The organism is uncultured Fibrobacter sp. (assembly GCF_937877005.1).
Taxonomy (GTDB): domain Bacteria; phylum Fibrobacterota; class Fibrobacteria; order Fibrobacterales; family Fibrobacteraceae; genus Fibrobacter.
The window spans coordinates 1-20,628 of sequence record NZ_CALEFV010000100.1; the positions used below are offsets into that span (position 1 = coordinate 1).

The 20,628-nt window shown below is 52.5% G+C and carries 12 protein-coding genes and 1 tRNA gene; 11 read left to right on the top strand and 2 right to left on the bottom strand.

Annotated elements, in window-relative coordinates:
* The 8 genes from Q0628_RS05025 to Q0628_RS05060 all read left to right on the top strand — a co-directional run.
* Nucleotides 1–447, top strand: a 447-nt coding sequence (locus Q0628_RS05025; RefSeq protein ID WP_298768742.1) for a DUF177 domain-containing protein, incomplete at its 5' end; no start/stop codon positions are given.
* A gap of 2 nt (nt 448–449) precedes the next feature.
* Nucleotides 450–638, top strand: coding sequence for a 50S ribosomal protein L32 (rpmF, locus tag Q0628_RS05030; RefSeq protein ID WP_072800982.1), 189 nt, complete (start codon nt 450–452; stop codon nt 636–638).
* 35 nt (nt 639–673) lie between these two features.
* Complete coding sequence (plsX, locus tag Q0628_RS05035; protein ID WP_298768744.1) at nt 674–1,657, top strand: phosphate acyltransferase PlsX; 984 nt, start codon at nt 674–676, stop codon at nt 1,655–1,657.
* A 220-nt stretch (nt 1,658–1,877) separates the two neighbouring features.
* Complete coding sequence (fabD, locus tag Q0628_RS05040) at nt 1,878–2,798, top strand: ACP S-malonyltransferase (protein ID WP_298768746.1); 921 nt, start codon at nt 1,878–1,880, stop codon at nt 2,796–2,798.
* A 126-nt stretch (nt 2,799–2,924) separates the two neighbouring features.
* Nucleotides 2,925–3,665, top strand: coding sequence for a 3-oxoacyl-[acyl-carrier-protein] reductase (gene fabG / locus Q0628_RS05045; protein WP_072800985.1), 741 nt, complete (start codon nt 2,925–2,927; stop codon nt 3,663–3,665).
* Nucleotides 3,666–3,716: 51 nt separating this feature from the next.
* Entirely contained in the window at nt 3,717–3,956 is a 240-nt protein-coding gene (gene acpP, locus Q0628_RS05050) for an acyl carrier protein (RefSeq protein ID WP_298768748.1), read from the top strand.
* Nucleotides 3,957–4,049: 93 nt separating this feature from the next.
* Complete coding sequence (rnc, locus tag Q0628_RS05055; RefSeq protein WP_298768751.1) at nt 4,050–4,868, top strand: ribonuclease III; 819 nt, start codon at nt 4,050–4,052, stop codon at nt 4,866–4,868.
* 64 nt (nt 4,869–4,932) lie between these two features.
* Nucleotides 4,933–6,732 carry an extracellular solute-binding protein gene (locus tag Q0628_RS05060; protein WP_298768753.1) on the top strand — a complete coding sequence of 600 codons (1,800 nt, stop codon included), beginning with the start codon at nt 4,933–4,935 and terminating at the stop codon, nt 6,730–6,732.
* 97 nt (nt 6,733–6,829) lie between these two features.
* On the opposite strand, the gene Q0628_RS05065 is transcribed toward Q0628_RS05060, so the two are convergent.
* Nucleotides 6,830–7,627, bottom strand: coding sequence for a transporter (locus tag Q0628_RS05065; RefSeq protein WP_298768755.1), 798 nt, complete (start codon nt 7,625–7,627; stop codon nt 6,830–6,832).
* Between the two features lie 203 nt (nt 7,628–7,830).
* Between Q0628_RS05065 and Q0628_RS05070 the strand changes: the two genes are divergently transcribed.
* The 3 genes from Q0628_RS05070 (at nt 7,831) to Q0628_RS05080 (ending at nt 20,218) form a co-directional block, all read left to right on the top strand.
* Nucleotides 7,831–12,732: an InlB B-repeat-containing protein gene (locus tag Q0628_RS05070; protein WP_298768757.1), complete on the top strand. Its 4,902-nt coding sequence runs from the start codon at nt 7,831–7,833 to the stop codon at nt 12,730–12,732.
* Between the two features lie 144 nt (nt 12,733–12,876).
* A complete protein-coding gene (locus tag Q0628_RS05075) occupies nt 12,877–18,177 on the top strand; it encodes a hypothetical protein (RefSeq protein WP_298768759.1) in 5,301 nt (1,766 codons plus the stop codon).
* A gap of 358 nt (nt 18,178–18,535) precedes the next feature.
* Entirely contained in the window at nt 18,536–20,218 is a 1,683-nt protein-coding gene (locus tag Q0628_RS05080) for an SLC13 family permease (protein ID WP_298768761.1), read from the top strand.
* A gap of 323 nt (nt 20,219–20,541) precedes the next feature.
* On the opposite strand, the gene Q0628_RS05085 is transcribed toward Q0628_RS05080, so the two are convergent.
* A tRNA-Val gene (locus Q0628_RS05085) sits at nt 20,542–20,615 on the bottom strand.
* Nucleotides 20,616–20,628 lie beyond the last annotated feature (13 nt).

Here is a 20,628-nt window from a genome sequence, read left to right on the forward strand (position 1 = left end):
TTCGACGAACTGCACCTCAAGGGCGATCTGGTAGCCGAGGTGCTGGTAAGCCCCGAAGGCGAAAGCAAGTGTCTTGTGACAGGTACGGTCTCCGGAGTGCAAGCTCTGACCTGCTCCCGTACCCTGGAGCCTTTTGATCGCCCCTTTACGACCGAAGTCGTAATCGAGGTGACCCGGACTCAGGTTGCAACGCAGGAACTGGACGAAGACGATGTTGACGTCTTTGCCTACCAGATTCCTCAGGGACAGGCCTTCGTCGATGTTTCCGAGTGCATCCGACAGCTGGTTATATTGCAAGAACCAGTTGCGCCCGTGAAAAATCCCGACGAAGATTTTATCTTTGTAACAAACAATCAAGCCGACGGTGGTGACTCGGGCGAAAAACCCATGGATCCCCGTTGGGACAAACTCAAGGCTCTTAAGAGCAAAATGGAAAATAGGAGTTAAAAATGGCAGTACCTAAAAGAAAAACCTCGACCGCCCGTCGTGACAAGCGCCGCACCCACTGGAAGATGGAAGTGCCCGCTATGGCTACCTGCGATCATTGCGGTTCCGTGAAGCGCCCGCACCGCGTGTGCCCGGTTTGCGGCTACTACAATGGTGTCGAAGTGATCAACATGAAGGATGCCGAAGCCTAATTTGGCGTTGCAATTGAATTTGCAAGGAGATGTGCATGGTTAAAGTTGCTCTTGATGCTCTTGGTGGCGATTTCGCCCCAGACGTAGTAATTGAAGGTGCGGTTAACGCCGTCAACAAGAATGCCAATTTGCATGTGGTCTTGTGCGGACCGGAAGCCGAGGTCAAGGCTAAGCTTGAAAAGCTTGGCTATGCTGGCAACGGCATTTCCGTGGTCGATGCGCCGGATCCTGTGGCCATGGACGAACATCCTGTCGAAGTCCTCAAGAAGAAGCCCCACTCTGGTCTGGTGACTTGCGTTGCCTTGCAGAAGAAGGGCATGGTGGATGCCTCCGTGAGTGCCGGTAACTCCGGTGCCATGATGGCCAGCTGCCTCATGCTTCTTGGCCGTACTACAGACAAATTCAGCCGTCCGCCTATCGGTTGCGTGATTCCGACTGCTGACCGTCCGATCATCTTGGTCGATGCCGGTGCTAACGTCGACGAACGCGCTGCTACCCTGGTGGATTTCGCCATTGCAGGTTCCGCTTTCGCCGAGACCTACTTCGGTTACGAAAAGCCGAAGGTTGGCCTTTTGAACATGGGCGAAGAAGAACACAAGGGCCCGGCCGTACTGCAGGAAGCTCACCAGTTGCTGAAGTCTGCTCCGGTAAACTTTATCGGAAACATCGAAGGCGAAACCCTCATTGAAGGTGTCGCCGACGTGGTCGTGACTTCTGGCTTTACAGGTAACGTGGTTCTGAAGATGCTCGAAGGTTTCTACGAACTGCACAAGAAGATGTTCGGTGTCATCGATACCCCGAATGGTCGTCGTTTCGACGAGATGTGGGACTACCGCATGACGGGTGGCGCCTTGCTGCTCGGCCTGAACGGTACCGGCATCATTGCTCACGGTCGTTCCGATGCTCTCGCTATCGAAAAGGCTGTGGAAGTGGCTGCCAAGTATGCAGAAAAGGGTGTCTCGAAGAACATCAACGAACGCCTGCTCGCGATCAAGGATGAACCCTCCGAAACAAAGTAAACGTTAGCTTGTTTGCAATCAGGTTTTGAGAACGGAACCCCGAGCGGGTTCCGTTCTTATTTTGTGCGGAGGATCTCGCATGTTATGAAATTGTTCTTAAAACATTACTTTTCAATTTTCTGGTCCGGTTCCGCTGCAGAGCGTTTTTACATGTTCTGTATTTTCTAAATTGTAGCGCGAAACAATAAAAATGCGGTCTAGCCGCAGAGGTATATATATAATGTCTAAGACGATTTTGCTTTTCCCCGGCCAGGGTGCCCAGTATGTGGGCATGGGCCAGACGCTCGCTTCTACTTTTGAACCGGCCAAGAAGCTCATGATGCAGGCCGACGAAATCCTCGGTTTTTCGCTCTCCAAGCTCATGGCTGAAGGTCCGGAAGACGTTCTGAAGAGCACCGACAACACCCAGCCGGCTCTGTTTACCGTGTCTGCCATGGTGATGGAACTCCTCAAGTCCGAAGGTTTTGCCTTTGACTACGTGGCGGGCCACTCCCTCGGCGAATACTCCGCCATTTACGCTGCCGGCGGTTTCAGCTTCGAAGACGGCCTCCGCCTGGTGCGTACCCGTGGTGAACTCATGGCCTCTGCCGGTTCCAAGAACCCGGGTGCCATGGCCGCTATCATGGGCCAGGACGAAGCCAAGATTCTTGAACTTTGCGAAGCCGTGAAGGATGTGGGAACCGTGGTTCCGGCAAATATCAACTGCCCGGGCCAGATCGTGGTGTCCGGTGCGGTCGCCGGCGTGAACAAGCTGGTCGAAAACTGCGCTGCCGCCGGTATCAAGGCCATTCCGCTCGCCGTGTCTGGCGCCTTCCACAGCCCGCTCATGCAGTTTGCTCAGGCAGGCCTTGCCGAAGCGATTGCAAAGACCAAGTTCAACGATGTCGAAAAGCCGGTCATCGCCAACGTGATTGCCGAACCGGTCACGAAGGGTTCTGAAATTGCCGACCTCCTGGTGCGCCAACTGGTGTCTCCGGTCCGCTGGAACGACTGCATGAACAAGGCTATGTCCCTGGGCGTGACGCAGGGTGTCGAAGTGGGTTCCGGCAAGGTGCTCATGGGCCTCATGCGCAAAATCAGCCGCGACGTGAAGGTCACGCCGGTAGAAACCATCGAGGCTTTCCAGGCACTTAAGGGATAACATTCAGAGTGTCATCCTGAGCAAGCGAAGCGCATCGAAGGATCTCTTTTGAGTCAATTTTAGATTCTTCGACTACGCCTGGCGGCTCCGCTCAGAATGACACAGTTAACAGAAAGAGGTTCTATTATGGGTAAACTTACTGGTAAAAAGGCAATTGTGACTGGCGCTTCTCGCGGTATCGGTCTCGCTATTGCAACCAAGCTCGCCAGCGAAGGTGCTGACGTCGCCATCCTTTCCACCTCGGTCAAGGAAGAATTGGCCGCCAAACTTTCCGCCGAACTTGGGGTGCAGGTCAAGAGCTATGCTTGCAACGTGGCCGACTCCGAAACGGTGCAGAACGTGTTCAAGCAGATCATTGCCGATATGGGCACGGTCGACATCCTGGTGAACAACGCCGGTATTACCCGCGATGGCCTGTTGATGCGTATGAAGGACGAAGACTTCGATGCCGTGATCGCCACGAACCTGCGTTCTGTGTTCCTTTGCACCCGCGCTGTCGCTCGCACCATGATGGGCAAGCGTACCGGCCGCATTATCAACATTTCGAGCATTAACGCCCTGCACGGCCAGGCTGGCCAGGCCAACTACGCCGCCGCCAAGGCCGGCATTATCGGTATGACCCGCTCTAACGCCATGGAATTTGCCTCTCGCGGCATTACCGTGAACGCCATTGCTCCCGGTTTTATCGGTACCGACATGACCGCCGCCATGGATGAGGCCACCAAGGAAAAGTATGCCGCCCAGATTCCGCTCGGCCGCATCGGAAAACCCGAAGATATTGCTAACGCTGCCGCATTTTTGGCATCTGACGACGCCTGCTACATCACCGGCCAGATTTTGGGCGTTGATGGGGGGTTGAACGCCTAGGCTTTTTTTACTAAATTTGAACTCAAACAATCAATCCAAATGGAGATTAAAATGAACGAAGAAATTTTCAAGAAGGTCACCGCCGTTATCGTCGAAAAGCTCGGCGTTAAGGCTGAAGACGTTAAGCCCGAATCTGAATTCGGTTCCGACCTCGGTGCTGACTCCCTTGACCGCGTGGAACTCGTGATGGCTCTCGAAGACGAATTCGAAGTCGAAATTCTCGATTCCGACGCCGAAAAGTTCCAGAAGGTTGCTGACGTGGTTGCCTTCATCGAAGCTAAGAAGGCTTAATTATTAGCGCCTTCTCGATAGGAAACTAGATTGGGTGGCCCGGAACGGGTTGCCCTTTCTGTTTACTTCCTACTTCCAACTATCTACTAGTCTATGGAACAAACAAACCTTCTTCACAAAGTGCTAAAACTCTGGTTTCGCCAGAAGTCCGATGGCGGGCTTGAGGCAAAGCTCGGGTATCGGTTCAAGGACCCGGAACTTTTGGCGCATGCCCTAGTGCATCGCTCCTTTTTGACGGGTACGGACCTGCCCTACGTGAGCAATAACGAACGCCTGGAGTTTTTGGGCGATTCCGTGCTGAACATGCTCACTACCGAATACCTTTACAGGACTTATCCCGACGATCCGGAAGGTGAACTTTCCAAGCGCAAGAGTGCCATTGTTTCGGGGCATGCCTGCGCCCAGTCGTCCAAGGAATGGAGTCTGAGTGAATACGTGAAAGTGGGCAAGGCCGAAGAAAAACTCGGCGGCCGCGGCAAGGAGAGTATCCTGGCCGATGCCTACGAGGCGGTTCTTGGTGCGGTCTATCTGGATGGCGGTCTCGAAGAGGTCCGCGCGATTCTAAATAAGTTTCATTTTCCGCGGGTGCAGGAAATTATTTCTGCCGAGGATTTCATTAACCACAAGAGCGAACTCCTGGAATACTTGCAAGGCAAGCTCCGCACGGTACCGGAATATGTAGTGGTTGACGAGTCGGGCCCGGAACACCAGAAACTATTTACTGTGGAAGTCCATGTGGACGGTCGCGTATATGGGCGCGGTCGGGGTGGCAACAAGAAGAAGGCCGAACAGGAGGCCTCTCGCGTATCGCTCGAAATGCTTTTAGCCGAAGCCGCGAAGGCCGAAGCGGAAAAGGCTCCTGAAGAACCTAAGCCCAAAAAGCAGAAACAACGCCATGTCGGCTTGCCGTAGCTGTTGTTCCCGGGATAAACCCGGGAAGATAATCTTTCTAGACAATTTATCTATATTGTTCCGTATGAAAGATTTTTCTATTAAAGTTTCTTGTGCGGTTCTTGTTGCATCCGCATTTCTGTTTACAGCCTGTAATGAGTCCGGCGCATCCAAAGGTGCTGCCACTAAAAATGCCGAGCTGAATTGCCCTGAACTTCCGCAAGACCCCGAAGCGACGGGCGAGTTTGACCCCATAGCCTCGAAGGATGCCCGCCCTTGCGGAACGATTACACTTTGGGGCTCTGCCATGCCGAAGTCCTTCAACATGTGGGAGGACTACAACAGCTTCTCCGCCGAACTTATGGGCATGATGTTCGAGCCTCTCGTGAGCCTGCACAGCACCGAAGACCGGGAAGTGGGAATCCTCGCCGACACCTGGAATGTGTCCGAAGACGGCAAGACATTTACCTTCCACGTGGACCCGCGGGCCAAGTGGAGCGACGGCAAACCGGTGACCGCCGAAGATGTGCAGTTCTACTACGACGTTATCATGGATGAAAAGAACCTGACGCCGATTTTCAAGGTGGGGCTTAGCCGCTTCGACCGCCCCGAGGTCGTGGATAGCCTTACGATCAAGATGACCGCGAAGGAATCCCACTGGGGTAACTTCTGGGAAGCGGCGGGCATGCTCGCTTTCCCGAAGCACGCTTGGGCAGGGAAGGACTTCAACCAGATCCGCTACGAGTTCCCGGTGGTGTCTGGCCCGTACAAGATCAAGACCTTCCGCGAAGATCGCTATGTGGAACTTGCTCGCCGCGCCGACTGGTGGGGCTTCAAGAAGAACTGGAACCGCGGCAAGTACAACTTCGAAAAAATCCGCTACCGCTTCATGAACGACCAGACGAAGGCACTTGAGGCCTTCAAGAAGCAGGACATCAACGCCTACGCCATTTACACTAGCAGCATTTGGATGAAACAGACGGACTTTGACGCCATTCAAAAAGGCTGGGCCGTGAAGCAGCGTATCTTCAACAAGGAGCCCATCGGTTTCCAGGGGATGGCCATCAACTTGCGCAAGCCCCAGTTCCAAGATGTTCGTGTGCGTCGCGCCCTCAACATGCTTTTGAACCGCGAAGCCATGAACGAAAAGTACATGTACAACCAGTACTTCTTGCTCAACAGCTACTACCCCGACTTGTGGGAAGGTAACCAGAATCCGACGGCACCGCTCTACAAGTTCAATCCGGACAGTGCCCGCGCCCTCTTTGCCGAAGCGGGCTACAAGGTGAATACTCAGGGCGTGCTGGAAAAAGACGGCAAGCCGTTTGCCATCAACTTTATCACGAGTCAAGAAGACTTGCGTCACCTCACGTTGTTCCAGGAAGACCTGAAGAAGGTGGGCGTTGTCGCGACTATCGAACAGATGAGCCAGAGTACCTTGCGCAAGCGCTTGGACGATGCCGACTTTGACCTTTACTGGGTGAACTGGGGTGCAGGCCGCCTGCGTGATCCGGAGGCCAGCTGGTATTCTACAACCGCACTTCAGAAGGGTACAAATAACCTTGCCGGCGTGCAGGATAAAGTCGTCGACAGCTTAATCAACTTGCAGAAGACAGAATTCGACCTCGCGAAGCGCAACGAAATCCTGAAGGCGCTGGATAACCGCCTGGCTGAAATCGTGCCTTACGTGCTCATGTGGCAATGTGACCACCACCGCATTCTCTACTGGAACCGCTACGGCACTCCGGAAAAAGTCTTTGACCGCTTCAACCGCGAAGACGCCATTCCCGTTTACTGGTGGCTGGACCCTACGAAGTCCGCGGCTCTTGACAAGGCCATGAAGGCGGGGGAGAGCCTGCCCGTGCCTGAATACGACGTGAAGTGACACGACACCTTTGGTGGGGTGTTGCGGAGCTGAAGGATTTAAAAAAGGCGGGCTGAAAAGCTCGCCTTTTGTCTAAGTCCAACCGATAAAATTATTCTTAGAAGAAGTATTCAGCACCGAGATAGAGGCCGGAAGCGTCTCCGCCAATCTTTCCGCTGCGGACGATCAGCTTGGCCTTCAAATCCAGCTGGTTCGGGATGACGAAGTAGTCTGCGCCGATCCAGAGGTTAATCTGCTTGTCGCCATCGTCGTTTCTGCCAAAATCGGCGTCGTCGCCTTTATCTTCACTTTCGGTGATGCGGTACTTGATCTGGAGGCCGACAAACGGGGTGACGCCTACATTGGGAACGGTGTAGCCGATTTCACCTGCCAGGTGCATATCGAGACCGCGTTCATAGTGATTGTGCTCGAAACCCCAGTCAAAGCCTGCTTCCGTCCCGAACTTCAGGCCGGGAACTTCGTTGATGGGCATGCTGAACTGGGCACCAAAGTAGAGGGCGATTTCGTTGCTGGAAGGGGGCGTCGTTTGGTAGTGATCGTTATCGTCGTTGCCGATAGGAAGATTGATGTCCAAGAAGGCTGCAACCATCGGAACGACCTGGTAGCGGCCGCCGATAACCAAGTCACGGAGACCATCGCCACCATTTGCGCAGCCTTTGCAGTCGGATTCGCCCCAGAACTGGTAGCCCCAACTTTGCAGGGACAGTTCCAAATTCTGAATCAAACTGTAGCGAGCTCCGATTTTGAGACCGGCTTGTGACCAGGGGTCATCCCAGTCGTAGTAGAGTCCGCCTTCGGCAGAACCCTTACCAGCCTCGAGAACGGGGTAGTAGTCCCAGGTGGCAAAGCTTGCCGTTGCGGCGAGCGCGGCGGCCATGGCTATTTTCTTGAACATTCCAAACTCCTTGTTGAATTGTTTTGCCAAATTTAGAAATCCTGGCTGCGCTAAATGGCCCATTTTCGCGTTTTGGCACCCAATATTCCAATATGGAATAGCTGTGGGTTGTCCGGAATCACAATGGCGCGGTTTTTGCTAATGGAAAAAGCCTTTTTTGCCTTTTTTTGATTATTTTAGTATTAGAAGAATTAGAGGCTTTTATGAAGGCAAAAATTGGCGTGTTGACTTTTTCCATGCTCGCGTGTGCGGGTATGGCTTTTGCCGTGAACGGAACCGGCTATTACAACCTGATTTCCGTATCGAAATCATCTGGCTATGGCTCCACGACGAGATATGTCCTGAGCCAGGGGAACTTGCCCTGTACGGACGACGAGTGGTCTCTGGAACATGGCGGGACGACTTATTATGTCAAGAACGGATCCATCGGGTATACGACTACGTTGGGCTTTTTCCCGTTTTCACAGGGTTTCCAGGCGGTAGGTTCGTGTATTGCAAGCGGTTCCGACACACCTACCCATCTCTACGATATCCTGGATACGGCCTGGGCTAGCAAGGTCGGGGAGGGTATATACCTTGAACTCGGTTCTGACATAGATCTCGGTGAATACAATAGAGAAACGCCTACGGGCGATTGCGAAGTGAACCATATTCCACTCAAGACTCTGAATGAAACCCAGATTAACGGAAATGGCTATACGGTAAGTCACTTGTGCTATAAGACAGAAAACCCGATGACACGGCCGGTGGGTCTGTTCGAGCAAATCGAAAATGTGTCGCTGAGCAATTTAAAAATCAATGGAGTTCGCATCTTTGTTAATACGGCGTCCAATGACGGTGCCGATTTTTACCCGGTAGGGGCCCTGGCCGGTGTGGTCAAGTTGGCTCTTGTGGATTCCATCGAAATAGCAAATGATTCCATTCAGGCTCCTGTTGCCGGTGGTCTTATTGGGTACCTGGAGACGGCAACGGTTCAGAATGTTCAGGGGCACGATGATATCTATATCACCAACCAGTCCCAAATTAGTACGGGTTATGCCGGTTCCGCCGTGGTTCCTCCGGTTGTTCAGGATTACAAGGTGTTCCTGGGCGGAATCGTTGGTGTGGCGAACCGTACCGAGAATCAGGATCCGACATTCCAGAACGATTCGGTCAAGGTGAGCGTGATTGATTTCATGACGGGGCACAAGTCGTCGCTGGGTGGCGTAGCCGGCTTTTTCAGTACGACTGGCGAGACGGTGGATAATCTTGACGTGTTTACCAAGTATAAGGAGAACAATGAAAAAGTCGCTTCGCTCATTTCGGGGGGAAGCTCGATGGGCGGCCTGTTCGGGGCTGTTTACGTATCGGGTGAATTTAGTCTCACGAATAGCCGCTTCGATGGACAGCTGACCAATGCCTCATCGGTCGATAAGATTATGATTGGTGGCCTTATTGGCATGGATTCCATATCTGCGGCAAGTCAGGTGCCTTTCAAAATCCAGAATAGCTCTGCCAATATCAAAATCGAGGATGTGCTGCAGGAACCGGAGATGCGTTCCTACTATGCTGGCGGTATCTTGGGCTACGGAAGTTCCTGTCAGAACGCTGCCGATGCGTCGTCCGCATTTGTGACCATGTCCGGGTTGAACACGACAGGCTCGATTAGCATTGGCGCTTCGGCCAAAAGCATTCCTGGAATACATGGAGATTTCTATTTGGGTGGACTTGCCGGATCGGCATGCTTTGCCCAGGCAGAGGGCATGGGCCTGTTGAACGATACATCGTCTGTAGAAATCGTGTCGCGCATCAAGACGGCCTTTGACGAGAATCGGCTGGCTAACGGTTTTCCCTCCTATGACAGTGTCTTTGTTGGAGGAATGGTCGGCGATTTCAATACGGCTGCGTCAACTGCAGAAAATAATATTTCCAATCTGCTCTATCAGGGATCTATCACAGTACGGGATAGCATGAGCCATCTTCATGTGGGTGGTATTCTGGGGGCGTTTACCATGGTGCAAGGTAGCAAGTCCTTGCGTTTTGAAAACGTGAAGGTGAATACGGATAAAGTTTCTGTCGTGTTTGAAGGGTCTAAGCATGCAGGTTCAAATCTCCAGACTGCCAAAATTGGTGGAATTTGCGGGTTGTGCAAGGAAATCAAGACCATGCACCATGTGGGCTTTAATGGAAATCTTCTTGCAAGCGGGACATATTGGGGCGATACGCTTTTGGTTGGAGGTCTCGTCGGTTCGACAAGTATAATGGAAGGCGAATTGGATGTGAATGGCGTCTATGTCCAGGGCAATATTCAGGTGGATGATTTCCCTGAAGTGCAGGGCGTGGGTAGCACCCTCTTTGTCAAGGTCGGCTATGTAATGGGTTTTGTGATGACCTACAGGGATTATGAAATCAAGTCGATTTATCACTATGGTGAAAGTGATGCGGCTGTTTCGATGCCGGTAGGATATTTCTATACGGGTGTTGATGTTGCGCCCGGCTGGAAAACGAATGAAAAATTCAAATATGTAATCCGTAATGCGGCGTCTCTGGATTTATCCGAAACGCTTGATAATGGTACTGTGCTGGCAGATTCCATGAAAAAATCGTCTTTTGCGGGTATGCTCAATAAGGCTTATGACAATGTCGATGATTGTGCCTGGTCATTTGCTGCTGGCGAAAACAATAACCTTCCGATTTTTGTCGATGACAAGCATGCTCCGATTCAACGCCAGGAAGACAAGTTTAACGTCATTTTTTATGACTTTAACAATCAGATTGTATGGCAGGAATATGTCACCGAGGGTGAAAGCGTAGCGAATCCTCCGGATTTGCCTGAAATCGATGGATATGAATGTACCAAGTGGGATACTCCCTTGACAAACATTCGCGAAGATCTTACGGTGAAGGAAGTTTGCACGATCAAGGAATTTGTTGTTGAATTCTTTGATTTCAATAATCACAGGATTGGGCCCGAAAGGCAGGTGACGTATCTTGGATCGGCCAATCCGCCACCCGTTCCTCCCCGTGACGGCTATAATTTTGTCGGTTGGGATGATTCTAGCTTTGTCCATGTGACGCAGAATCTGTCGATTCATGCGCTATACAAGGCCAAGGAATATCTGATATCCTTTATTGATTTCGATGATACGCTTTTGGCTTCTTATAAGGCGGAATACGGATCTGCGGTTGCAGTTCCGTTGGGAGTGACCCGTCCGTCGACGGCCGAGTACGTGTACACGTTCAAGTCGTGGACTCCGGAAGTCGTTCCGGTATCGGAAGCGGCTACCTATAAGGCTGTGTATGATTCGGTGAAGGTCAAGTACGCGGTGATTTTCCTGGATGCGGATAACCAGCAGATTGGAGACACGGCGTGGGTTGAATACGGCTCTTCTGCCGTGGCCCCGAAGGCTCCCGTGCGCGATGGGTTTGAATTCCAGGGATGGGACCATTCTTTCGATAAGGTGGTTGCCAGTATCGAAGTGAAGGCTTTGTACGAAAGAAATCCCGAATCCTCTAGTGAAATGTCGAGCTCCAGTTCGGTTGAAGAAGGTTCCAGCTCCAGTTCTGTTAACGAAGGTTCCAGCTCTGTTGACGAAGGCTCCAGCTCCAGCTCGTATGAAGAGAATCCTGGCGAAAAGGGAAAAATCAAGATTGTGGATCCTTTGATAGAGTATTATGGTAACGCGGTCCGTTTGACATTCTCTGCTGAAAATACGAATGCGTCTACGGTTGCGCGAGTTGTGGTAAAGGGCGAAAGCGGAGTCCTTCTCGATACGGTTATTTCCAAATCGGTCGTCGAGGGAGGCATGTGGGAAATGTATCCCGCACCTATCGGTACCTTCGATGTGGAACTTCTCGTGGGAGATGACAGTCTCAAGGCCACCTTTAAGGGGTCCTTTGAAGTTCCCTCGGAAATCGTAATGCAGCCGAAGAGCTGGCGGATGATTTCGCTTTCTGCGATGGATGCCAGTTTCCTCAAGAATGTGGAAAAGTCGAGCCTATTCTGGTGGGATGAGCAGAATCCCATTGGCGATTACTGGCAATATCGTTCCTATAATGGCGAAAAGGTGGAAGCGACTCGTGGTTTCTGGTATGGTTCATCCGATGGAGCTCCTTTGGTTCTGCGTGAATCAAGTGGAAATAAGTCTTCCGAAATCGTATGGGAACTGGATAACGCCTATAGTGGCTGGAACCTGGTTGCAAATCCCTATGGGTGGCGCGTCGATTTGACTAAGGGCGCCTCCGATGATGGAAGCAAGGTGACTTTCTGGCGCTGGAATACGGATTCCTCGAACTATGGGATTCCTACCGTGCTTGAACCATACGAAGCGATTTGGGCCAAGGTGGATAAGGCGGTGACTTGGCGTGTTTCTGCCGCTCCGGTATTCAATGTGGTTGAAAAATCGAGTGCCAAGTCGGCCCTGCACAAGGACCGCGCATCGATTCCGGGTGCATGGAAACTGCTTGCCACCCTTGCCGATGATAATGGCAAGAAGGACTCCTGGAACATCATTGGTGCTGGCATCGAAGAATCCCTGGACGAACCGCCTGCGGGCATGGGTGACCGCGTGTCACTTGCCATTCGTGAAATGGGCAGGAACGGGGAAAAGGGCGCTAAGTTGGCACAGAGCGTCAAGGCTCTGGCCGATGAATACCGTTGGACCTTTGAAATGTCTGCTAGCTCCGCCCGCGATGGCAAACTTTCGTTCGAGGGTCTTTCCGAATTGAACAGGCTGGGACTCAAGCTCTTTGTAATTGCCGATGGTAAAACGACGGAACTGCGAGACGGAAAGTCGATGAATGTGGCCCTTGCCAAGACTACAACGCAAGTAGAAGTTCGTGTTGCGTCATCGAATGCTGTGCAGGCCGCTTCGAAACTCGGCTCGCTGCGCTCTACCGTGTCGGGAGATCAGCTGAATGTCCAAATTGATGTTCCGGAAGGCTTGGCTGGTGCTAAGGCTCACTATACGGTTGTCGGTGTTGATGGCAAGAAGATCGCTTCGGGTCACTTTAAGGCAAGTCAGGGGGACAATGCGATTCATGTGGTTGCTCCCCGCGCGGGCCTGTACTTTGTGAAAGTCAAGGTGGGTAGTCAGGAAGTGTCCGGGAAAATCCTGAAGAAGTAGTCATGTAATAAACATTTGATTGTGACGGATGTCAAAAGGCGGACCCAGTTTCCGCCTTTTTTTGTGTGGGGGAACGATGTTCGCTTCTTAAAAAATTATTATTTATTTAGAGTGATTCCCATTCAGGCGACTTTGGAGGCTGTGATGAAAATATTGGCGAAATTCTTGATGGTCCTGCTGATTACGGTGGGGGTCTCTTTTGCCGGTTCGGTGGATAACGAAGTGGGCGTCTCGGCTTTCAAACCGGTGGTGTTTTTCTGCAGCGAAACCAATGACGGAAATACGCCTTATTATTACGAATGTTTCATACGGCAGACGATTCCCGATTCTGTTCCCGTGTTTGTTCGTGATGGTTGGACTCCTTCTGAAACCTGGAGTCAGTTTGTCGAAAATCTTAACAATAATTTGCAGGGTGGCGTGGGAAATGCCGCTCATGTTAACATTTACTTGGAGTCCGATATAAACCTGGGGGGCTACTCCGTTTTGAATGGCGATACCGCTTGTGCCATGAATGATTTTACCCCCCTTTCATTTTCGGGTGGAAGTGTAGAGTTTCATGGAAATAACTATAGTGTCAAGGGCTTTTGCTACATATCGGAAGAAGGGAAAGACGGGCAAGCGTCGTTCTTTGATGGACACGAGATTACGCTAATTGAAAATCTCAGGTTCGATGGAGCGTATGTAAAGCTCTCTGGAAAGGGGAGTGCCGATAAGCCTCTGCTCGCCTCGATTGTGGTTGCTAGTGCTGACAATATCACCCTGACTCAAGTTCAAGTTGAAAAATCTAGCCTGAATATCTCGGCTCCGAGCGGAACGAATTTGGTGAGTGCGGGCGGTCTGGTCGGATATGCTGTGGGGATGAATGAAACTGAAGTGACATATTCAGTGGCTGATGTCGAAATTGTTGTAGAAGGGGAGCCTAATGCTCTTTTTGCAGGAAAATTGGTCGGCTATGTGGATGGAAGCGGCGGAGGAACGCTTGAAATCGAAGGCAATATCTCTAAGGGAAACCTGATCGCGCCCGATGGGTACGTGGGGTATGTTGCGGGTGGATTGGCGTATGCATCGTCGGTGCAAATCAGGTCGAACTATCATTTGGGAAAAGGCGATGTAGGCGTCAAGTCGGCCTTGGGTAATTTGAAAAATTCCCAGGGTGTCGATGTCACAGATTGGCCTGCCGGAAGCTTGAACGATTACGATATCCGCTACAATTACCGTAACACGGCCAAGAACGGCTCTAAGAGCTTGAAGGCAGACGGCAGCCTGAGTAAGGATGGCTCCGGTGAAATTGCGGTGGGAGAGGAAACCTGGAAGAACGGCGTCCTGTCCGATTCGCTGATGAAAACCCGCTTGTTCACCTACATTTTAAATGAAGGAATGAGCGGCTCCACCTACTGGGAAGACGATGGAAGCTACCCCTACCTTTCCGGCACAAGGACCGCCTATAAATTAGAGATTGATGTAAGTAGCGAAATTTATTCGAAACTCTCGGCTGCCGACAAGAAATCCATTGACAGTTACCTTACCATGGAAACCTATCAGGGAGCGAATGATCCGAGTTCGCAACAGTTTTACAGACTTAACGCCTTTTCGAAAAAGGACTACAGCCTGGACAGCAACTTTGTGAAAACGATAAATGCTTTGAGCGTGAAACTTGCGTTCAAGATGGAATCCAGTGTACTTGACCTAGAAAGAATGAAACTTGACAGTGATGAATACACTGGTGCCGTGTTGGATAAAAAGCTTGTCGTTGTGTACGAAATACCAGACCCTGCCGTGGTGACCAGCGAAAGCTTGATCTTGATGGACGACTATTCCGTGGATTTTCTTTATTCGTGGAAGCGACCCGAGAGCGTCTACCTCTATTCTGCTCGTGAAGCGGTTCCCTTGGTCTTTGGCGAAAATAACGAAACGCAGGCTGTGGTCCAGGCCTATATGAACTGCAAGCCGGGAAATGAAGTTGAATGCAACAAGGCTTCTTATCCGATTCAAAATCGCAGTACTTTCTGGAACTTTGCTCAGCTCCTAGATGAAGTTAGGTATAGCATGGTGGGCCCCGAGGAGATGTATACGGATACATTACACCTGGTTTACGGCTCGGTGCAGTCGGTAGATGCTCCCTTGGTTTATGTAGGTTCGGAGGAAAGCCGCAGCAGGACTTATGTCGTGTCGTACGGCTACAAGAACGGAAAGCTTGCCTTTAAGGATTCCATTTATGCGGGGGGGGCGTACAATGTGGGCATGTATAACAACTCGAAAGTGGCGATGTCGAAATTCGCCGCCTTTACGGAGACGGGCTTTGTCCTGAAAAACTGGACCGTTGATTTATGGCTGGGCGGTCAGAATAGCCGCGGCCGCATAGAAGACTGCATGTTCAATGGCTTGTGTGACAATGTAATCTCTGCCAGTTCGAAAACAAATTACTTGGAGTCGACGTCGAATCTGGGTAAAATGTTTGAAAGCGCAAGTGAAGGCGCCGACATACCGCCTTTGCACCATGTTACGGTGACCTTGGGGGCCGAGGAACTCCTGGATATGGATAGTCTTGTTCAGGCGCTGTCTTACTATGGCGGCTATAACGCTCCGGATTATACACTATTTATGCAGGTGACTCCAGAGCTTATTGCGGTTCCCTACAAGGTTACCTTTGATGTGAATGCGGGCGATGACAATGTGTTCCTGGGTGAGAAGCTGACGTATATGGACACCTATTCCCGCGACAATGAATATTCTTCGACGCTTCCGGGAGTCTATTCGACTAAAGCCTGCTTTAAGGGCTGGGGCGAAAAGCTGAAGGATCCCAAATATCAGTATACAGCCCTGGACGGACATCTGTTCGAGACCATGGATATTGCCGACAGCGCTTTTAGCTTGTATGGCAGGTGGATTAAGGTTGGCGAAGTCAAGGAAGAATGCACGGAAATTTATACGAACGACCTGAAACTCACGACAGTCAACAGCGAAGGCGAGGAGGGCTCTTACGGCACGGTGTCGCTTTGGCAGTCCTACGCAAAGCTCGGCAAGGATACGGTCAAGTACACCCATGAATTTGAATCGGGTGTGATGCAGGTTCCGCAGGCAGACGAGCAGATGAACTTCCACGTGGCGTCAAAACCTGCCAAGGGCTACAAGCTTTCCAAGCTGGAGCTGCTCACGACGACCGCGGATGGATATTCGCAGGTAAACTCCGCCTATTTTGGCTTTGCCGACACCTCGTTCTCGCTATACCCACAAGGAGGTGTGGATGCTGAACTGAAGGCCTACTTTGGGCGCTATGTCAATGTCGCTACGAACTTGAACGGCGACCACGGCGAAGTTTTTTATGACGTAGATTCCAGGATGGATTCTATTATGGTGGTCGAAGGCGGCCAGGTGCTGTTCCCGTCGACGGTCTATACGGCAGAAGCATGCGTATGGGGCTGGGCTTTTGATTCTAAGACCAAGTGGGACGATGCCGAAGGGGTGTACCATGTGATGAATAGTGACCAAAACCTGTATGACTTGGCGAAAAAGTCGAAGGCGTTCTATGCGGTATGGATGAATGGCGATGAATGCGTGGATAACGCTCGCTATGGCCGTGTCGCACTGACTGCTGAACATGGTGCGGTGCAGTTTGTAGAGACTCAGGACAATGCCGATACTTCGTATGTCCATTCTTTTGCAAAAGACAACACGATGCTTCTGCCGCATGAAATGTTCACTGCCGTCTGGACGGTGCGCACCCTCCCGGAAGAAGGCTATAAGCTGGATTCCCTGGTGCTTACGACTCGCAACCTTATCTATAACGAGAAACAGCAGGAAGAGTGGGAGGAATCCCGGTTTGTGTTGCAGGACGGTGACACCCTGCTGGGCCACATGCAAAATGCAACGATGCGGGCGTATTTCTCGGAAATACCCGAGGATGTGGAAGATTCCTCGGCCTTGCAGCTTGTACGCCACGAACTGCTCCAGTCGGGAAATGCCGCCTGCATGGTGCTGAAGGGAAACCGCTACGCGGTGGAACAGAAGTCCAAGCTCAGGGTGTCCTTGACGGATGCGCTTGGAAATGTCCTGGAAAGCCCGCTGGTGGCCGACCCGCTGAAGGATACTGCCCAGGTATACTGGACGCAGTACGCCCTGGTGCCGGGAACATACACGGTCCATGCGGTTCTTTTCGATGGACGGGATTCCGTAACGGTAGACACGTCGTTCAAGGTGCGTGACCGTATAAAGGTTGCCGCCAATACCTGGCAGATGCTTTCGCTTTCCGACGTGGAAGTCGATTCGGTCGAGTTCGATGACGACCCCCTGTTCTACTGGTGGGACGAAACGGCGTTCTTTGGTGACTTCTGGAAGTACCAGAAGTACAAGGGCGGCAAGGCAGAAGCTTTGCAAGGCTATTGGTACAATACGCTAGAGGGCCGTTCGCTTTTGCTGCGTAAGGATTCTGCAGTCAATGGTAACGAACTCGTGTGGGAACTCGATAGCGGCTGGAACATGGTGGCCAACCCCTACGGATGGATTGTGGACATTGGCGCATTGTATGCCGGCGAAAAGTCCTGGACGACTTGGGCCTGGGATGTAGACGCCTCCGACTACAGGGAGCCGACCTCCCTGGACCCGTACGAGGCGATGTGGATCTATGCTGAAGAAAAGGGCTCTGTCCGCGTAAAGACGGAACTTTTGTTCAGGGATGCCAATGATTCCCTGTATGCACCGTGGAAGAGCGGCAAGGAAAGCAAGAAGAATGCCAAGAAGAAGGCTTTGGCGAAGGCGGATTCCCGCGAAAGCTGGAGCCTGCAGGTGTCGCTTTCGGATACCCGCGGACACAGGGATTCCTGGAACGAGCTTGGTGTCGGGATGGCCGGGGAACGCTTGGAGGCACCCATGGGCATGGGTGACCTGGTGAACCTGTCCATTATGAGTGGCAAGCGCGCCCTTGCGAAGTCGATCAAGAGCGTAAGCGCAGCCCAGGGCGCAGATTCCCGCTACGAATGGATGCTCGCCCTGAGTGCGTCGAGCGACCGCGTGGGTTACCTCAAGTTCGATGGCGTCAAGGCGCTGAACGAAATGGGGCTGAAGGTGTATGTGACCGTTGATGGGGAAACCCGCGAAGTCCCCGCCGGCGACTCCCTGAAGGTGATGCTCAAGGCCGCGGGCACAACGGCGACCGTCCGCGTGACCGCCGCCGACATTCGTACCGTTGCATCCAAGGTCGAAAACCTGCGGTTTGCGCGCGTTCCGGGCGCCCTCCAGGTAGGTTTCGATGTCGGTGAATCCCTGGCCGGCGCAGGCTACCAGGTGCAGCTCGTGGGCGTAAACGGCAAGGTTTTGGCCTCTGCCCGTGGAAAATCGGCTGCAGGCCACAACACGCTCGCACTTAAAGCCCCGAAACCGGGCCTTTACCTGCTCCGCGTGTCCGTGGCGGGTAACCAAGCCGCCCGCAAGGTGGCAATTTCCCGGTAATTTGGGATCTTAAGGGTGGAACCCCACCCTGGTGGCCATGCGCACTAAGCACTAAAAGTGCTAAGTGCTGTCCGCCCTTAGGCGAGGGGGTGGAGTAGGACTCGGCGATAGCCTGGCCGCAAAGCGGACTGTAAAGGCCGAAGGCCGTAATTAGTTCGCGTGCGGAGCAGGCTGTGTCGAGGCCGAAAATAGGGAGAATCTTCCCCCTTACAGACCGCTCGGCTCTTGTTTTATGGAACCCTATGACATCGCCTCGCTCTCGCCTCCACGATTTGTTAATACAAATCGCTTGTGGCTCACTAGTAGTATTCCTGTAATCTTGCCATAGGGGCGGCATTTTTCTAAATTTGGCCGCACTATGACAAAGGCAAAATTCATCAAGTTCATCATTGCGTCGGTGCTCGCCATCGCCGCTCTCTTCTTGCCCTACGAATCCCTCGGATTCGATGCCGCAAGCCCCATGGGAATCCTGAATCCGCTCGAAATCCGCGTTATTGGCGTTTTCGTGATGGCGGCCCTCTTCTGGATCCTGCAACCGTTCCCGATCTGGTCGACCTCGATGCTTGTCATCGTGCTCATGATCGTGACGATGTCCGACTCCGCCCTGACGCCTTTCCGCGTAGACGGCGTGACCATGATCAGCCATAAGTCCATTATGGCGACGTTTGCAAACCCCATCATCATGCTCTTCTTGGGCGGCTTCTTCCTCGCTGCTGCAGCCACCAAGTACAAGATGGACTTGAACCTTGCCCGCGTGCTCCTGAAGCCCTTCGGAAAGAATCCGAGGTTCGTGCTTCTCGGTCTCATGCTCATCACCGCCGTGTTCTCCATGTTCATGAGCAACACTGCTACCGCTGCCATGATGCTTGCCATTCTCGCTCCGGTGCTCAAGCTCTTCGACGAAGATGACCGCGGTAAAGCAGCCTTTGCCCTCGCTATTCCGCTGGGAGCCAACATCGGTGGTATGGGCACCCCAATCGGTACGCCTCCTAACGCTATTGCCCTTGGCGCCTTGAACGACGCTATCGCCCGCGGCGACCTTGTTGCCAATCCGGTGAGCTTCGGTCAGTGGATGGCCTTCGGTATTCCGTACGTGATTGTTTTGATGGTGATTGCTTGGCTCTTGCTCCTCAAAATCTACCCGATCAAGATGAAGGAAATGGTTTTGAACATTGAAGGTGCCGGCAAGTTCGACACGAGTCCCAAGGCCATTATCGTTTACATTACCTTCGTCGTGTGCGTGCTCCTGTGGGTGACCGGTAAGGGTGTCCACGGCATCAACGATAACGCCATTGCCATGATCCCGATGGCCGTGTTTGCCTTGACCGGCGTGATTACCAAGAAAGACCTGAACGCAATGAGCTGGGACGTGCTCTGGCTCGTGGCTGGTGGTTTTGCCCTGGGTGTTGGCCTGAATGCAACGGGCCTTGCCGCTCACTTGATCAAGACGATTCCGTTTGCAAGCTGGTCTCCGCTTGCCCTCATGATCGGTTGCGGTGTCATCTGCTTGTTCATGGCTAACTTCATGAGCCATACTTCTACCGCGACCTTGCTCGTGCCGATTCTTTGCGCCGTGGGCATTGCTTGCCAGGACAACCTCGTTGGCCTCGGCGGCGTGACCGCTCTGCTCGTTTCTGTCGCCTTTGCAAGCTCTCTCGGTATGAGCCTCCCGATTTCTACTCCGCCTAACGCGCTTGCCCATGCTACGGGTTACACCGACACCAACGGTATGGCTAAGACCGGTATCGTGATGGGTATTTCCGGCCTTGCCCTCTCCTGGGTGATGATGATTTTCCTTGCCAAGGTGAACTTCTTCGGTACGCCGGTTCCTAAGGCCGCCGAAGTCGCTCCTGCAGCACCCGCCGCAGTCGAAAAGGTTGAGGCACCGGCCGTGGCTGACTCTGCCGCCCCGGTTGTCACCGATAGCGCTGCCGCTGTAGCTGCGGATTCTACCGTTGCGGTCGCCGTTGATAGCGCAGCCGCAGCTAAGGTTGAAGTCGCAGCCCCTGCTGCTCCGGCTGACTCCGCTGCCGCTAAGTAATTAGGATTCCGGCGAAGCCGGAATGACTTTTTAAAAGCCGCCCCTGAAAAGGGCGGCTTCTTTTGTACGAGATTTTAAGGGCAGAGCCCCACCCTGGTGGCCATGCGCACTAAGGCAACAAGTTGCCAAGTGCTGTCCGCCTTAGGCGAGTGGGTACTGTAAGCCACGGCGAAGCCTGTCCGCAAAGCGAACATTCGTCGGCCGAAGGTCGAGGCCATGTGAGCGTGTGGAGCAGGCTGAGTTGTGGCTGAAAGTAGGGAGAGCCTTCTCCCTTTGACCCAAAAGAAAAAAAGAAACCTCGCTTAAAAGCGAGGTTCTTTCAGTGGTCGATACAGAACTCGAATCTGTGACCTCTACCATGTCAAGGTAGCGCTCTAACCAACTGAGCTAATCGACCGAGGTGAGACCAA

Excerpts from the sequence above, each read along its gene's own strand:
- rpmF (WP_072800982.1), top strand. The coding sequence starts at position 450 with ATGGCAGTACCTAAAAGAAAAACCTCGACCGCCCGTCGTGACAAGCGC.
- plsX (WP_298768744.1), top strand. The coding sequence starts at position 674 with ATGGTTAAAGTTGCTCTTGATGCTCTTGGTGGCGATTTCGCCCCAGAC.
- fabD (WP_298768746.1), top strand. The coding sequence starts at position 1,878 with ATGTCTAAGACGATTTTGCTTTTCCCCGGCCAGGGTGCCCAGTATGTG.
- fabG (WP_072800985.1), top strand. The coding sequence starts at position 2,925 with ATGGGTAAACTTACTGGTAAAAAGGCAATTGTGACTGGCGCTTCTCGC.
- acpP (WP_298768748.1), top strand. The coding sequence starts at position 3,717 with ATGAACGAAGAAATTTTCAAGAAGGTCACCGCCGTTATCGTCGAAAAG.
- rnc (WP_298768751.1), top strand. The coding sequence starts at position 4,050 with ATGGAACAAACAAACCTTCTTCACAAAGTGCTAAAACTCTGGTTTCGC.
- Q0628_RS05060 (WP_298768753.1), top strand. The coding sequence starts at position 4,933 with ATGAAAGATTTTTCTATTAAAGTTTCTTGTGCGGTTCTTGTTGCATCC.
- Q0628_RS05065 (WP_298768755.1), bottom strand. The coding sequence starts at position 7,627 with ATGTTCAAGAAAATAGCCATGGCCGCCGCGCTCGCCGCAACGGCAAGC.
- Q0628_RS05070 (WP_298768757.1), top strand. The coding sequence starts at position 7,831 with ATGAAGGCAAAAATTGGCGTGTTGACTTTTTCCATGCTCGCGTGTGCG.
- Q0628_RS05075 (WP_298768759.1), top strand. The coding sequence starts at position 12,877 with ATGAAAATATTGGCGAAATTCTTGATGGTCCTGCTGATTACGGTGGGG.
- Q0628_RS05080 (WP_298768761.1), top strand. The coding sequence starts at position 18,536 with ATGACAAAGGCAAAATTCATCAAGTTCATCATTGCGTCGGTGCTCGCC.